13 protein-coding genes are annotated in these 13,872 nt (G+C 41.9%); 4 read left to right on the top strand and 9 right to left on the bottom strand.

The genetic code is table 11. The features are described from left to right. Window positions 1–21: 21 nt before the first annotated feature. The gene (locus DFQ04_RS06175; RefSeq protein WP_133553729.1) at window positions 22–2,283 is read right to left on the bottom strand and encodes a Tex family protein; all 2,262 of its coding nucleotides are present in this window, start codon (window positions 2,281–2,283) and stop codon (window positions 22–24) included. Window positions 2,284–2,548: 265 nt separating this feature from the next. Between DFQ04_RS06175 and DFQ04_RS06180 the strand changes: the two genes are divergently transcribed. From DFQ04_RS06180 to DFQ04_RS06190, 3 genes are read left to right on the top strand one after another with little or no spacing between them, the layout of a single operon-like run. Beyond that, window positions 2,549–3,127 (top strand): TlpA family protein disulfide reductase, encoded by a 579-nt coding sequence (locus DFQ04_RS06180; protein WP_133553731.1) that lies wholly within the window; start codon window positions 2,549–2,551, stop codon window positions 3,125–3,127. A gap of 31 nt (window positions 3,128–3,158) precedes the next feature. Beyond that, window positions 3,159–4,520 (top strand): flavin monoamine oxidase family protein, encoded by a 1,362-nt coding sequence (locus DFQ04_RS06185; protein WP_133553733.1) that lies wholly within the window; start codon window positions 3,159–3,161, stop codon window positions 4,518–4,520. Window positions 4,521–4,550: 30 nt separating this feature from the next. Further along, entirely contained in the window at window positions 4,551–5,768 is a 1,218-nt protein-coding gene (locus DFQ04_RS06190; RefSeq protein ID WP_133553735.1) for a carcinine hydrolase/isopenicillin-N N-acyltransferase family protein, read from the top strand. Here DFQ04_RS06190 and DFQ04_RS06195 read toward each other — a convergent pair whose 3' ends face one another. From DFQ04_RS06195 to DFQ04_RS06230, 8 genes are all read right to left on the bottom strand, one after another. Further along, window positions 5,769–6,215, bottom strand: a complete 447-nt coding sequence (locus tag DFQ04_RS06195; RefSeq protein WP_133553737.1) for a molybdenum cofactor biosynthesis protein MoaE — start codon at window positions 6,213–6,215, stop codon at window positions 5,769–5,771. It lies immediately after the preceding gene. Between the two features lie 6 nt (window positions 6,216–6,221). After that, window positions 6,222–7,292: a HesA/MoeB/ThiF family protein gene (locus tag DFQ04_RS06200; RefSeq protein ID WP_133553739.1), complete on the bottom strand. Its 1,071-nt coding sequence runs from the start codon at window positions 7,290–7,292 to the stop codon at window positions 6,222–6,224. A gap of 1 nt (window position 7,293) precedes the next feature. After that, window positions 7,294–7,533, bottom strand: a complete 240-nt coding sequence (locus tag DFQ04_RS06205) for a MoaD/ThiS family protein (protein WP_133553741.1) — start codon at window positions 7,531–7,533, stop codon at window positions 7,294–7,296. Window positions 7,534–7,828: 295 nt separating this feature from the next. Then, window positions 7,829–8,566 (bottom strand): sulfite exporter TauE/SafE family protein, encoded by a 738-nt coding sequence (locus tag DFQ04_RS06210; RefSeq protein ID WP_208110504.1) that lies wholly within the window; start codon window positions 8,564–8,566, stop codon window positions 7,829–7,831. Window positions 8,567–8,570: 4 nt separating this feature from the next. Beyond that, window positions 8,571–9,758 carry a molybdopterin molybdotransferase MoeA gene (locus DFQ04_RS06215; RefSeq protein ID WP_133553745.1) on the bottom strand — a complete coding sequence of 396 codons (1,188 nt, stop codon included), beginning with the start codon at window positions 9,756–9,758 and terminating at the stop codon, window positions 8,571–8,573. After that, on the bottom strand, window positions 9,755–10,735 hold the full coding sequence (gene moaA, locus DFQ04_RS06220; protein ID WP_133553747.1) for a GTP 3',8-cyclase MoaA: 981 nt from the start codon (window positions 10,733–10,735) through the stop codon (window positions 9,755–9,757). The genes DFQ04_RS06215 and moaA overlap by 4 nt, the downstream gene beginning before the upstream one ends. A gap of 65 nt (window positions 10,736–10,800) precedes the next feature. Further along, on the bottom strand, window positions 10,801–11,700 hold the full coding sequence (locus DFQ04_RS06225; RefSeq protein ID WP_133553749.1) for a helix-turn-helix domain-containing protein: 900 nt from the start codon (window positions 11,698–11,700) through the stop codon (window positions 10,801–10,803). Window positions 11,701–11,705: 5 nt separating this feature from the next. Continuing rightward, complete coding sequence (locus DFQ04_RS06230; protein WP_133553751.1) at window positions 11,706–12,473, bottom strand: hypothetical protein; 768 nt, start codon at window positions 12,471–12,473, stop codon at window positions 11,706–11,708. Window positions 12,474–12,777: 304 nt separating this feature from the next. Here DFQ04_RS06230 and DFQ04_RS06235 point away from each other — a divergent pair, with 304 nt between their 5' ends. Next, window positions 12,778–13,767 (top strand): aldo/keto reductase, encoded by a 990-nt coding sequence (locus tag DFQ04_RS06235; protein ID WP_133553753.1) that lies wholly within the window; start codon window positions 12,778–12,780, stop codon window positions 13,765–13,767. Window positions 13,768–13,872 lie beyond the last annotated feature (105 nt).

Consider the following 13,872-nt stretch of genomic DNA (forward strand, 5'->3'; position numbering starts at 1 on the left):
ATCCAAAGAGGGCTGTAAGGATTATTTCCCAAACTGCTTTTTGAGTATTGCCAATTTATCAGCCATGGAGCCTCCAGGTTCTTCTGCCTTATTAGGTTTTGCAGCTGAGTTATGGGTTGTTCGGGGCTTGGAATCACGAACTCGCTCCGCAAACGGGTCGGCTTTCATGCTAAGCCCGATTCGCTTTCTCTGAATATCTACTTCCATTACAGTTACCTGAACTTTTTGAGCCACTGATACGACCTCATTTGGATCTTTTACAAATCGATCCGCTAAGTGACTTAAGTGCACCAAACCATCCTGATGAACCCCGATATCCACAAAAGCCCCAAAGGCGGTGATGTTGGTTACTATTCCTGGAAGCTTCATTCCCACCTTTAAATCGGCCATAGAATTGACTCCTTCCTGGAATTGAAATACTTCAAAACTTTCTCTCGGGTCACGTCCAGGTTTGGCTAATTCCTCCAAAATATCCTGAAGGGTTGGTAAGCCTACTGTTTCAGACACATAGTTTTTTAAGATAATTTGATTTCGAAGTTCCTCAGAACTCATCAAATCTTGCACAGAAGCTTTTAGATCTTTTGCCATTTTTTCTACCAAATCATAGCGCTCCGGATGAACCGCAGAACTGTCCAAGGGATGCTTGGCATTTCGGATTCTTAAAAACCCTGCTGCCTGTTCATAGGCCTTTTCCCCCAATCTTGGCACTTTTTTGAGCTGAGCCCGAGAAGAAAAAGGTCCGTTTTCCATACGGTAGTCTACGATATTTTGAGCCAAAACCGGACCTAAACCTGAAACATAGGTCAGCAATTCTTTGGAAGCGGTATTGACTTCGACTCCTACTCCATTCACGGCTGACATCACGGTATCATCCAGGGAATTCTTAAGCGCATTTTGATCCACATCATGCTGGTATTGGCCTACCCCAATGGACTTGGGATCAATTTTGACGAGCTCTGCCAAAGGGTCCATCAATCTTCTTCCAATCGAAACAGCACCTCGGACTGTCAAATCCAAATCCGGAAACTCATTTCTTGCCACTTCAGAAGCGGAATAAATCGAGGCTCCTGATTCATTGACCATGGTAATGATGATGGATTTCGGCAATCCTAATCCCTTGACAAAAGCCTCTGTTTCTCTTCCTGCTGTTCCATTTCCTATGGCTATCGCCTGAATTTTAAATCGTTCTACCAATCCTTTGATGGTCATGCCCGCAGCTGCGGTTTGACGCTGGGGTTCGTGGGGAAAAATAGCCTCATAATGCATCAATTGTCCCTGTGGGCCTAAACAGACCAACTTACAACCTGTGCGGAATCCTGGATCGATTGCCATCACGGATTTTTCTCCCAAAGGAGCTCCAAGCAGTAACTGGCGGAGATTTTCGGCAAAAACCCGAATTGCTTCCTCATCGGCCTTTTTCTTAGTCATAAGTCGGATTTCTGTTTCCATGGAAGGTTTCAAAAGCCTTCTGTAACAATCCTTGATCGCTAACTTCACCTGATCAGCAGAGCTATTCGCAAAGCCTTGAAGAATCTCACGCTCCATTATTGAAAGAGAAGAAGCCTCATCTGGGCAAGAATCCAGCATCAGAAAAAGCTCCTTTTCTCCTCTTCTCATGGCCAAAACCCGATGAGAAGGCGCTGTTTTTATAGGTTCGGACCAGTCGAAATAGTCCTTGTATTTAATCGCCTCAATTTCTTTTCCAGGAATAACTCTGGAGGTGAAAATTCCTTCTTCCCAAAAGAGCTTCCTCATTTTTTCACGAAGTGGAGCATTTTCATTGATCCATTCGGCGATGATGTCTCGGGCACCCTGTAGGGCCTCCTCAATTGAGTTAACCTCCTTTTCAGGACTAAAATACTTCTCAGCCTCAGCTTCTAAATCAATCGAATTCTGGGCGAAAATCAGCTCTGCCAAAGGCTCCAAACCCTTTTCTCGGGCGATAGTCGCTTTGGTTCTTCGCTTGGGCTTGTAGGGTAAATAGATGTCTTCCAGCTTAGCCATCGTTTCGGCTCCTTCGATGGATTTTTTGAGCTCTGGAGTCAATTTCCCTTGTTCTTCGATCGACTTAAGAATGGCTTCTCTTCGCTTATCCAGTTCTCTCAATTGCTCAATACGGTCCCGAATGGTGGCTACCTGAACTTCATCCAAAGTCCCGGTCACCTCTTTTCTATACCTTGAAATAAAAGGAACAGTTGCTCCTCCGTCCAACAATTCTATAGTAGCCTGCACCTGATGAGGCCTTACGCCGAGTTCGGACGCAATTTTACTTTCGTAATTCATCTATTTTTGGAAATACTAATCAGAATTAAAACCGCAAGATAAGACTGCCTAATTAGAGAAAAAGGTTAAAATGTGCCAAGGGTCACTAACCGGCTGGAATTGTGGAAGTAATTTTGATTTCAGATTTGGGATGTGAGGGCAAGAAGAAATTAGGTAGCGTAAAACTGAGAATCTAAACTTCCCTAGTAAAACCCTGATAATACTAGCAGACCTTAGCGGTATTAATAAAACCTCGTAAATCGTACTTCCTAACTCTTAATTCTAAATGGATTGGAAAAAAGAAATTAAATCCTGGGGGCTGATTCTAGCCTTTTTTGCCTTGTTATATTTCACAGGATTGCTTCCAGTGATTCAGGGAGGCATACAATCGGTGTTTTTGGCGACTGGACTCATCAAACCCAAGCTGGAAATTCCAGACCTAACCAATCAGCAATTTGATTACCGAGGACAATTCAAGGATATGGATGGTAATCTCGTTGATCTACAAGATTACCGTGGAAAGGTGGTTTTCATCAATATCTGGGCTTCTTGGTGTGGCCCTTGCCGAGCCGAAATGCCCCATATTTCAGAATTGTACAAAAAAGTAAAAAACCAGCCGGATTTGGAGTTTTTATTAATTGGAACTGACAATGATTTTCAGAAGAGCAAAAACTTCATCGAGGGAAAAAACTGGGCGTTCCCTGTTGTCCATGCCAGTTTTGGATTAAACAGAAGCCTCCAAAGCGAATCTATTCCCACCACCTTGGTAGTAGGCAAAAACGGAAAAATCATCTTTTACCAGGAAGGAATGAGCAATTTCAACACAGATGAATTCGAAAATTTCCTTTTAGAATCCGCTCGGTAAGAATATTTCCTTCATTTTTTTAACTTGAAATATGAACATAGCCTCCACCGAAGTGGTCATCGTTGGCGCAGGATTCTCAGGTCTTGCTGCTGCCCGAATCCTTAAACAATCCCATATAGCATTTGAAATTCTGGAGGCCCGAGATAGGCTTGGAGGAAGAGTTTATACCAAAAAATTTGACCAAGGATATTACCTGGATTTTGGTGGACAATGGATTGGCCCAACCCAAGATCGAATGTATGCGCTGTGCGAAGAATATGGCGTTTCTTTCTATGAAACTTATAATCAGGGGAAAAACATCCTTGACCTAAAAGGAAAAATCAAAACTTATTCAGGAGTTATTCCCAAACTCGATCTTTTTTCCTTGCTGAATTTGGATTGGGTTATTCGCAAATTGGAAAGACTTGCGAAAAAAATCCCGATGAATTCTCCATGGACTCATCCAAAAGCCCAAAAATGGGATCATATGACTTTAGAGGATTTTCTCAAAAGTGAATGTAAGACCAATTCAAGCTATGCTGTTTTGAGAGCCGGATGCGAGACAATTTTTGCCTGTGACCCTGAGGAGCTAAGCTTTCTTCATGCCTTGTTTTACATCAAATCCGGGACTTCTCTCGACTGCCTGATTAATATCAAAAACGGAGCTCAGCAACATAGAATCCAGGGTGGAATGCAGCTTTTGGCAGAGAAAATTTCCGAAGGATTCCAAGAAGACATTCATTTCAATTCTCCCGTAAAGCAAATCCTAACCCGTGAAAATGGATACACCGTATTCACTTCTGAAAGGGAAATAATCTGCAAGCAGGTCATTATTGCCATCCCCCCACCCTTGCTAAAAGAAATAGGATTTCAGCCTGCTCTACCCCAAACAAAAACAGGGCTTTTGGAAAACTATCCGATGGGGCAAGTCGCGAAATGTTTTTTAATTTATGAAAAACCATTTTGGCGAACTCAGGGATTTTCGGGGCAATCTGTTTCAGATGAAAATACGCCCTACCAAACTTTATTCGATTGCTCGCCCTCTGATGGAAGCAAGGGGATTCTTATGGGTTTTTCGATAGGAAGCAGGGCAAGAAACCTATTCAAACTTCCAAAAGAAGAAAGAGAGAAAACCATGAGAAAAGTTGCCAATCGCTATTTTGGACCTATGGCTGATGACTATCTGAATTACGAGGACTTTTTCATGACCGACGAAACTTGGTCTCAGGGTTGCTATGCAGCCTTAATGCAGCCAAAAGCTTGGACTAGTTTTCAGGATGCATACCGAAACTCAGTCGGAAATATCCATTTTGCCGGAACTGAAGCAGCTACTCGTTGGCATGGCTATATCGAAGGAGCTGTTTTGGCTGGAGAAGCTGCGGCTGAAAAAGTCCTTCAAAATTTGGATTCCTAAGCTTCTTTAGACCAATAAATCCTTAATCTCATGTGCGATACTCTAGTTGCCCTACCCAATCAAACTGCCTCAGGAAATCTGATTTTTGGAAAAAACTCAGACCGGGAACCTTTGGAAGCTCAGGCGGTAGTTCATGTACCTAGAACCTCGCATTCCAACTCGAACTTGCAGTGCACTTTTAGAAGTATTCCGCAAGTTGAGCAGACGTATGAAGTTATTCTTTCCAAACCTTTTCAAATGTGGGGTGCTGAAATGGGCGCCAATGAATGGGGAGTTGTAATTGGGAATGAGGCCGTTTTCACCAATGTAAAAATCAATAAAAAAGAGCTTGGACTGATGGGGATGGATCTTCTTCGTTTGGCTTTGGAGCGAACAAAAACTGCTCAGGAAGCTTTACGATTAATTATTCAACTCTTGGAAACCTATGGCCAAAATGCCTGCGGAGGTTATCAAAACAGGAATTTCTATTACCACAACAGCTTTCTGATTGCAGACCCAGAGAAGGCTTATATTTTGGAAACAGCCGGGAAATCTTGGACTTTCAAAAAAGTTATCGCATTGGGAAGCATTTCCAATGGATTGAGCATTGAGGAGGATTATGAAGAGGTGAGCTTCAAAGAGGAGCCTAAAACGATTCAGAGGTTTTTTTCGGGTAAAAAACCAAACTTCAAAAACTACTTTTCTGACCTAATTTATACCAAAGCGGGACGGCCTGAAATTCGAAAAGCCTGTACTCTAAACTTTATTTCAACTTCAGAGAATTCTGGAGTCTCGGATTTTATGGGATCCTTAAGACAGCATAACCTAGAGGATTTTCATCCCAAAAAAGCCACTACGGGATCGGTTTGTATGCATGCTACTGGATTTACCAATCCTTCAGATACCACAGGAAGTATGGTAGCGGAAATACGGAAAGGGAAACCCTCTACCCTTTGGCTTACTGGAACTCCCCATCCATGCATAAGCTTGTATGTTCCATTTTACTTCGGATGCAATTTAAATCATCCACTCCTGAATCCATCTGCAAAACCTGATCAAAGTCTGTGGTGGAAGGCAAAAGCTTTTCAAAAGAAAATCCTATTGGATTATTCCAAAAAACAACCTGAATTGAGAGCAAAATGGGATGAGATTCAAAAAGATTGGATCAAGAAAGACCAAGAACTAATTCATGGAAATGCCACCAAACAAGAGTTGGCTGAGTTTTCTCTCTCCTGCCTTAAAACCTATGAAAATCTTCTAGGAGGTTAATTAAGTATTGACTTTCCAGACGTGCCCTTCGGTGTCAAGAATTTCTCTCCCCCAAACAGGCAATTCGGCTTTGATTCTCTCAACTAACTCATCGCAGGCTTGCATAGCCGCTTTTCTATGCTTGGAAGAAGTAAAAACAAAAAGGCAAATCTCCCCTACTTTGATTTCTCCAAGGCTATGGTAAATATGCATGCAGGTCAGGGGGTACTTTTCAAAAATATCCTCCCGGATTTCAAAAGCCTTTTCCAAAGCCATGTCCTCGTAGGCGGTATAATCAATGGCAATTACATTTCCCTCAGGCTTTTCATCCGCACGAATCTGACCTAGAAAAATGCTATGTCCTCCGATATCGGTTTTGCTTGAATGGTTGGCAATAGATTGGGCTATTTTCTCAGGAGAAATAGGTCCTTGAACAAAAATATTTTTGGGTTTACGCTCCTTTTCCATGGGTAATTACGATTTTTTCAAGGCATTCATTCCGCCTTTGATTGAAGAGATTTTCTTATCAGGAAATACCGAAATCAGAGTTTGTGCAGCTTTTAGACTTCTAACTCCGCTTTGACAAAACAATAGGATTTCCTCGGAATGAGCCAAGAAATCCTGCTTTTCCGACAAAACTGACATCGGTATTTTCCAAAGTCCTGTACAGTTCAATTCCGGTTTTTCATCAAGTTCCCTAACATCCACAAAAGCAATATTTGAATTCATTTTACCCATGACTTCCTCCCAGGAAACTTGCTTCACTCCCTCACAGGCTAAGGCATAATCCAGGCTTTCTAAGGCTTCCCAGGTTTGGGGGGATTGAAGGGAAGATTCAGGCCTTGGGCTTAGTTCCACTTCGTAAGACTGAGAATTTAAACTATTGAAAAACAAAACCTTATTAGCCAATGGCTTTCCGTATCCTGTAAGCACTTTGATCGCTTCCAAGGCCATCAAATTTCCGATTATTCCAGGCAAAACTCCTAAGACCCCTGTTTCTGAACAATTGGGAATCTCTGAAGCAGCTGGCATTTCCGGATACAGATCCCGATAGTTTGCGGAGTTTTTTCCCCAATTGAATACTGAAACCTGCCCCTCATGCTGATAAATAGCTCCGAAAACCAAGGGCTTTCCTAAGAGCACACAGGCATCGTTGACTAAGTATCGAGTGGGGAAATTGTCACTTCCATCCAGAATCAAATCATAACCTGAAATCAATTCCTTCGCATTTCCAGTTTCCAAAACCTCAGGAAAAATCTCCCATTTTATATCTCGGTACTTTTTCTGAAAATAGGCAGCAGCAACTTCAGCTTTATTTTTTCCCAGATCTTGTTCTCCATAAAGTACCTGCCGATTCAAATTACTCAAATCAACCTGGTCTCCATCTACGATTCCAATTCTACCCACTCCTACAGCTGCCAAATACAACAAAGCCGGACAACCCAAGCCTCCTGCACCGACAACCAGCACAGAAGATGCCTGAAGCTTTCTTTGGCCTTCAAGCCCAAAACCTTGCAATATGACCTGTCTTGAAAAGCGATTCATGTCATCCTCCAGAAAATGGTGGAAGTAATGCTACCTCTGCTCCAGCCGGTATTTCGGAGTCGGCCAGTTGCATTTTTTTATTTAAAGCGAAACTGAATTTTACCCCAACTAAATCTGGAAATTGACTTTCCAGCTGGGCTCTTAATTCCTTCAAAGTTCCTGGATTGTCCAGAGAAAGGTCGGATGAACCGATTTTCTCAGCAATCATTCCAAAAGCTTTGATCTGTATCGTTTGTGACATTGTTCTAGAAATTCAATTTCAATTTAGTCATTGAACCAATTTTCAACCAGAAAGAAAAAAACAAATTCCAACTTCCCTACTCTTTAAACCACATAGGAACATAGATCGATTCAGAAATTTAAATTTCTCTCCATTCCTTCACCGGTCATCGGACATCCAACTTCCCGACTTCCCAACCTCCTTGCTTCCCTACTTTCTAAACCACATAGGGACATAGATTGATTTAGAAATTAAAACATCCCTCCCTTCCTACACCGGACTTCCTTGCTTCCTTGCTTCCCTGCTTCCCAACTTCCTATCCCCCAATAATCAATTTAACCGCAGCAAAGGCCAAAACAAAGGCAAGTAGGTATTTGAGAATCTTCGGACTGAATTTATTGGCTCCCAAATAGGCACCAGCCGCTCCTCCTGCGATGGTCAAGGGTAGAAGAATCCACAATTGGGTGGAAAACTCGATATGAAATACCGATGCTCCCAAGAATCCAGAAACGGAATTCAAGAATATAAACAAGGCACTTAAAGCTGCAGTTTCCTTAACTCCTGCCCAACCTAACATCAGAATAATCGGAGAAAGGATAATTCCTCCACCAATGCCTATCATTCCGGAAAGTAATCCTATGGCAAATCCCAGCAAAGGTCCCATCCACCATTTTCGCTCGATTTTTTCAGTATCAGAAATGGGAAAAACCCCAGCAAATCGTAAAACAGGAAAGAGTAATAAGACTCCCAATATTTTCTTGTAAATCCCAGTCTCTAGCAACAATGTACCACCCAAGTAGGCTGCGGGAATTGAAAAAATGATCAGGGACAAAAATAGGTTCAGCGGAAACTTGCCTGATTTCCTATAATTCAGAAAGGAAATCATAGACACAAACATGTTCAAAATCAGCGCAGAAGGGCGAATTTCCTCCGGGGCAAAACCCATAAGCGCCAAAATCATCAAATAGCTACTTGCTCCTCCATGCCCGACTGAAGCATACATAAAGGCTGCAAAAGGCATCAGGAAATACAAAAACCAATCCCAAGCTTCCATAATATTACCAAGAATAAAATGCTACCAAACTGCCCTCTTCCACATGTTCTTGATCTTGCGGAATTTCCACCAGTCCATCTGCAATCCCAAAAGGCAAAAGATTGAAAGATTCCTGTCCGGGTAAAATTTCAACTTTCCCTTGGTTGATTTTGGACTTCAAGAAAAAGGTCAGAGGGGCTTTTTTTGTAAAATCTGAAGAAATAGGCAAATAAACAGGTCCTGACCAGGCCTCAGGGTTCCCCATCCATTCCTGCAAAATCGGCTTCACATACTGAATAAAACAGGATAATACCGAAGCGGGATTTCCCGGTAAAGCAAAAATCAATTGTTCCTGCATTGAGCCAACGAACAATGGTTTCCCTGGTCTTTGCTTGACTTTGTAGAACACCTGACTCACGCCATTTTCTTCCAAACTTCCCTTCACAAAATCATAATCTCCTACAGAAATTCCTCCAGTCAGCAACAAAACATCCACCTCATTCAAGGCCTCACGCACGACACGTGTGACTTCAGACGCCTCGTCTTTTACTTTGAAAATCTTTATTTCCTCAATTCCGAGCTTTTCTAGAAAAGCCTGAAGAGAAGGACCGTTGGCATTATAAATCTGCCCCGGTCTGAGTGGATTGCCTATTTCTATGATTTCATCACCTGTCAGGATTATCCCGACTTTTGGTGATTCAAAGACCTCTACTTCAAGAATTCCCAAAGAAGCCAATAAGCCAATTGTCCCTGGAGTAATCTGAGTTTGAGAGGGAATTACTATTTCACCCAATTGGCACTGAGCTCCGGCCTTTCTCACATTCATTCCCAAGCTTACTTGCTCAGCTTCAAAAAAAATCACCTCTCCCACCCGGTTTACCAATTCTTGCTGGATGACAGTATCTGCTCCCTTGGGAACAGGTGCGCCTGTAAAAATTCTGACAGCACAGCCTTTTGGAAGTTCGAAGTCTGGGCTGGCTCCTGCCTGGATGACATCTACCACTTTTCTGCTTTCCCCTTGATCTGACCAGGAAATGGCATAACCATCCATGCCTGAATTATCAAAAGATGGAACTGCCATCGGGGAAACCACCGGAGATGAGGTGAATTTTCCCAAGCTTTCTTGGATGTTGACTTTCTTTGATTTTCGGGGAATTGACAGGGATTTAAGCAATTCTTTAGCTTTTCCCACTTCTACAAACTCGTACATCATCCACCAATTTTGATCATGCTGCGATTTTGAATTTGCTCTGGGATGGCTTTTAGGTAATCCGGATCAAACTGCCCTCCCAAAACCGCATGTTTTCGGGAAACGGAAAGTCGAATAATGGATTCCAAGTCCTCTCCTTTGCGAAGCGCTCCCAATAAATCCAGTTCTTCTTTTCCAAAAAGACAATTCTTGATTTTACCGTCAGCGGTGAGCCGCATTCGATTACAGCTTCCACAGAAATGTTCACTCATTGTGGTGATAAAGGCAAAAGTCCCTTCAAAACCCTCCACTTTATATTTCTTAGCCGTGTCGTGCTTTTTGTCTTCCAACTTGACCACTTCAAATTTCTCCTTGACCAAATCAAGCATTTGAGCGGCTGTGATAACTTTTTTGCTTTCCCAATGATTCCCCTGAAAAGGCATGAATTCGATAAATCGTACGTGCAGAGGAAGCTTTTCGGTCAATTGGACAAAATCACAGATTTCATCCTCAATTAATCCGTGAAGGGCTACTGAATTGACTTTAACCCGAAAGCCTTCCTGAAGAAGTAACAGGATATTTTCCCAAACCTGATCGTACTGATCTCTTCGGGTTAATTTCTTGAATTTTTCTCTATTCAGCGTATCCAGACTCACATTTACCGACCTAACTCCTGCATTCTTCAGAGCCTGAATATGCTTATGAATCAAAATCCCGTTGGTAGTCAGGGTCAATTCCACAGGATGTGCAGAAAGCTTTTCCAGTATCCAGTCAAACTCCTTTCTCACCAAGGGCTCTCCTCCGGTCAATCGGATTTTTTTCACTCCCAATCGGATAAAAGTTTCCGCCAATTGGATGATTTCCTCCTGACTCATCAGTTTGGATTGGGGCATCCACTCCATCTCCTCCTGCGGCATGCAATACGTGCATCGGAAGTTGCAATGATCTGTCAGAGAAATCCTGAGGTAATCGTGAATACGTCCAAACGAGTCTTGAAGCATGATGCTATGTTAGGAAATTATATCTTGATTTGAAATCATCTTCTTTTAGACGGTAAAATGAATTTTCACCCTTTTCTGAATTGGGTTGGGCTTTGGTTCATGGATTTCTTAAAGAAGTTATTGAAATGGGTCACTTCATTAAAGCCGAGAGCGTAAGCGATCTCGGAAACATTCCATTTACTCTGTTTGAGTAAAATTTTAGATTCCTGAAGCAATCGATCCGAAATGAGCTGAGAGGTAGTCTTTCCAGTCATCTCTTTTACAGCCCTGTTCAAGTGATTTACATGGATATTGAGTTGATCGGCAAAATCAGATGGTGTCCGAAGTTGTATCGAGGTATGGTTTTCATCGATTGGAAACTGTCTTTCCAATAACTCCAAAAAGATAGAAGCAATCCTCAGGGAAGCACTTCCCCGCTGCGCAATTTGGAGTTCGGCAGGCTGAAGCTTCATCCCAAAATGGATGAGTTCAAACACCAGGTTTCTCAGCCTATCGTATTTGTACTTGTATTCTGACTCCAGCTCTTCCTGCATTTTTTCAAAAATAGATTCCACTTCAGCAGCCTCTTGGTCATTGAGTTCGAATACGTGGGTTCCATTGGGATGAAACACCTCATATTGCTGGATTTGACCAAAATTCATGAAAAAATGAGGATTGAAAACACAATAAACTCCCGAAGTATGCTCGCCTAAATGATCCCATTTGTAAGGAACCAAAGGATTAGAGAAGGAAAGAGCCTGCTTCTTTACTTCATACACCCGATCTGCATAGTGAACGGTGCTTGCTCCTTTGACCAACATGATTTTGTAAAAATCTCTTTTTCGATAGGGAACACTTTTTACTTTCCCTTCCAGAAAAGGCTCAAGCCTAAAAATATTAAAGTGCCCAAAGTCATTTTTCAGACTTTCAGGGATCCACTTGAATTTTCGCTTATAAAACTCCTCTAAGGTCTCTGGCTTCTCCATTTTTATCAGCGGGTTTCTTTTCTGTAGTTATTCGCAAAATTGTAAAGCAAACTCACATTCCAGACCAAGTCATCCCCGGGGACAGTTGAGCTCAGCTTTTGGTTAAATAAGGTCTGGAAGGAAATCGGAAAATTATCCTTGCTAAGTGTAAAACTGGAAGTCACATACCATCCATTTCCCTTATCAACACTCAGAAAATAAAACTGAGGATTCATTCTAAGTTTAAACTCCTTACCTAATCTCAGGTTTGAAATCACAGTATTTAAGGCAAGAAAATCAGAGTTTTTCGGACCCGTTGGGTTAAATCCACTTCCGTGTAAGTAATAAATCCCGGCGCTGAATTTATCCGAGAACTTATACATCTGATTGATCTCTCCCGCCAAGTATCGGTTGGCAATGAACATCTTTTGAGGCTTACCGTCCACAATCACTTCCATATCCTGAAAAAGGAAAGCAGGGTGAGCACCGGCAGTGAGCGTAAAACGACTGTCTTTGATGAGCTTATATCTCCACCAGAGGACAAAAGACCAAGGCTTCCCATTCATTCCGAATCGAAACATGGGATCAAAGGAAAGCCTATCTCCTCCTACACTTAAATCAAAGAAAACGGCTGGTCTTCCCAAAGAGAAAGATGGGATAATGGAAATCCCGTTATTGGTTGCGGTAATAGTTCCATTGAAATGTTTGATTCCTTGAGCAGCGGCAGGATTTGAATTGCATAAAAGAACACAGGCAAATCCCATAAGGAAAAGGCGGGTAATTGAAGATCTCATGATAAGTTTAAGGAGGCGATTTTTCAAAATTAGATTACAAAGGTCAAGCACAATACTTATATAATCCAATAGAATTCAAGCAAAAACTTACATTTTTCAAACATTTGTAGGAATTAGCACCCAAATCGATGTTTTGCCTATTCAAGAAATCCTAAAGACTTGACTTTACTATCATTGCTCTATTTGAATTCTATAAGTTTCTGTTTGATTCGTATTGGTAGTTCTTTATATAGTTTCCGACTTTTGAAATGAGTAATCCTTAAAAAATTGATTTAGCATAGATAGACTTCAAAATAGAACTAGCATGAAAACCAGAATACTAGGAAAAACCGGATTGGAAGTCTCTGAATTGGGACTTGGATGCATGGGAATGAGCTTTGGCTATGGACCTGCCAAGGATAAAAAGGAAATGATCCAACTAATTCACGCAGCAGTGGATAAGGGAATAACCTTCTTTGATTCAGCTGAGGTTTATGGCCCTTATACCAATGAAGAATTGGTGGGTGAAGCTCTTGAACCATTTAAAGGCAAGGTAGTCATCGCTACCAAATTTGGTTTTGGTCCTGACCAAGATGGAAGATGGACGCAACTGAATAGCCAACCTGATCACATCAAGAAAGTGGTAGAAGGCTCATTAAAGCGATTAAGGATAGATTCGATCGACCTGCTTTATCAGCATCGGGTAGATCCAAATGTACCTATTGAGGAAGTGGCGGGTGCAGTGAAAGACTTGATTCAAGCTGGAAAAGTGAAACATTTTGGGCTTTCTGAAGCTGGAGTAAAAACCATTCGTCGAGCTCATGCTATCCAGCCTGTCGCTGCACTTCAAAGTGAATACTCGCTTTGGTGGAGAGAACCTGAGGAAGAAATTCTTTCCACCTTGGAAGAATTGGAAATCGGATTTGTTCCTTTCAGTCCATTGGGGAAAGGGTTCTTAACCGGGAAGATAGACGAACAAACTACATTCGATCCCACTGACTTCAGAAATGTGGTTCCACGATTCGCTGAAGAAGCAAGGAAAGCAAACCAAGCCTTGGTGGACCAGTTGGAAATCATTGCCAATGGGTATCAGGCTACTCCTGCCCAAATTGCCTTGGCCTGGCTTCTAGCCCAAAAACCTTGGATTGTGCCAATTCCAGGGACCACCAAACTTCATCGATTAGAAGAAAATATTGGTGCTACAGCAATCATCCTCTCAGAATCTGAATTGATGGAAATTGACAAGGCTTTTGAATCCTTAAGGATCATCGGAAACCGCTATCCAGAATCAGCCCAAAAGATGATTGACCGGTAATTCTATCTATTAGGAAATCTAAAATCATGGCTCATCTCTCTATGAATGAGCCCTTTCTTTCCTTTTCTAGGAAAATAAAATTAGCTTAAGCAAGAATCAGTTCTC

It is taken from the genome of Algoriphagus boseongensis, from assembly GCF_004362805.1.
Classification (GTDB): domain Bacteria; phylum Bacteroidota; class Bacteroidia; order Cytophagales; family Cyclobacteriaceae; genus Algoriphagus; species Algoriphagus boseongensis.

Coding starts and splice junctions, on each gene's coding strand:
- DFQ04_RS06175 (WP_133553729.1), bottom strand. CDS start 2,283: ATGAATTACGAAAGTAAAATTGCGTCCGAACTCGGCGTAAGGCCTCAT.
- DFQ04_RS06180 (WP_133553731.1), top strand. CDS start 2,549: ATGGATTGGAAAAAAGAAATTAAATCCTGGGGGCTGATTCTAGCCTTT.
- DFQ04_RS06185 (WP_133553733.1), top strand. CDS start 3,159: ATGAACATAGCCTCCACCGAAGTGGTCATCGTTGGCGCAGGATTCTCA.
- DFQ04_RS06190 (WP_133553735.1), top strand. CDS start 4,551: ATGTGCGATACTCTAGTTGCCCTACCCAATCAAACTGCCTCAGGAAAT.
- DFQ04_RS06195 (WP_133553737.1), bottom strand. CDS start 6,215: ATGGAAAAGGAGCGTAAACCCAAAAATATTTTTGTTCAAGGACCTATT.
- DFQ04_RS06200 (WP_133553739.1), bottom strand. CDS start 7,292: ATGAATCGCTTTTCAAGACAGGTCATATTGCAAGGTTTTGGGCTTGAA.
- DFQ04_RS06205 (WP_133553741.1), bottom strand. CDS start 7,533: ATGTCACAAACGATACAGATCAAAGCTTTTGGAATGATTGCTGAGAAA.
- DFQ04_RS06210 (WP_208110504.1), bottom strand. CDS start 8,566: ATGGAAGCTTGGGATTGGTTTTTGTATTTCCTGATGCCTTTTGCAGCC.
- DFQ04_RS06215 (WP_133553745.1), bottom strand. CDS start 9,758: ATGATGTACGAGTTTGTAGAAGTGGGAAAAGCTAAAGAATTGCTTAAA.
- moaA (WP_133553747.1), bottom strand. CDS start 10,735: ATGCTTCAAGACTCGTTTGGACGTATTCACGATTACCTCAGGATTTCT.
- DFQ04_RS06225 (WP_133553749.1), bottom strand. CDS start 11,700: ATGGAGAAGCCAGAGACCTTAGAGGAGTTTTATAAGCGAAAATTCAAG.
- DFQ04_RS06230 (WP_133553751.1), bottom strand. CDS start 12,473: ATGAGATCTTCAATTACCCGCCTTTTCCTTATGGGATTTGCCTGTGTT.
- DFQ04_RS06235 (WP_133553753.1), top strand. CDS start 12,778: ATGAAAACCAGAATACTAGGAAAAACCGGATTGGAAGTCTCTGAATTG.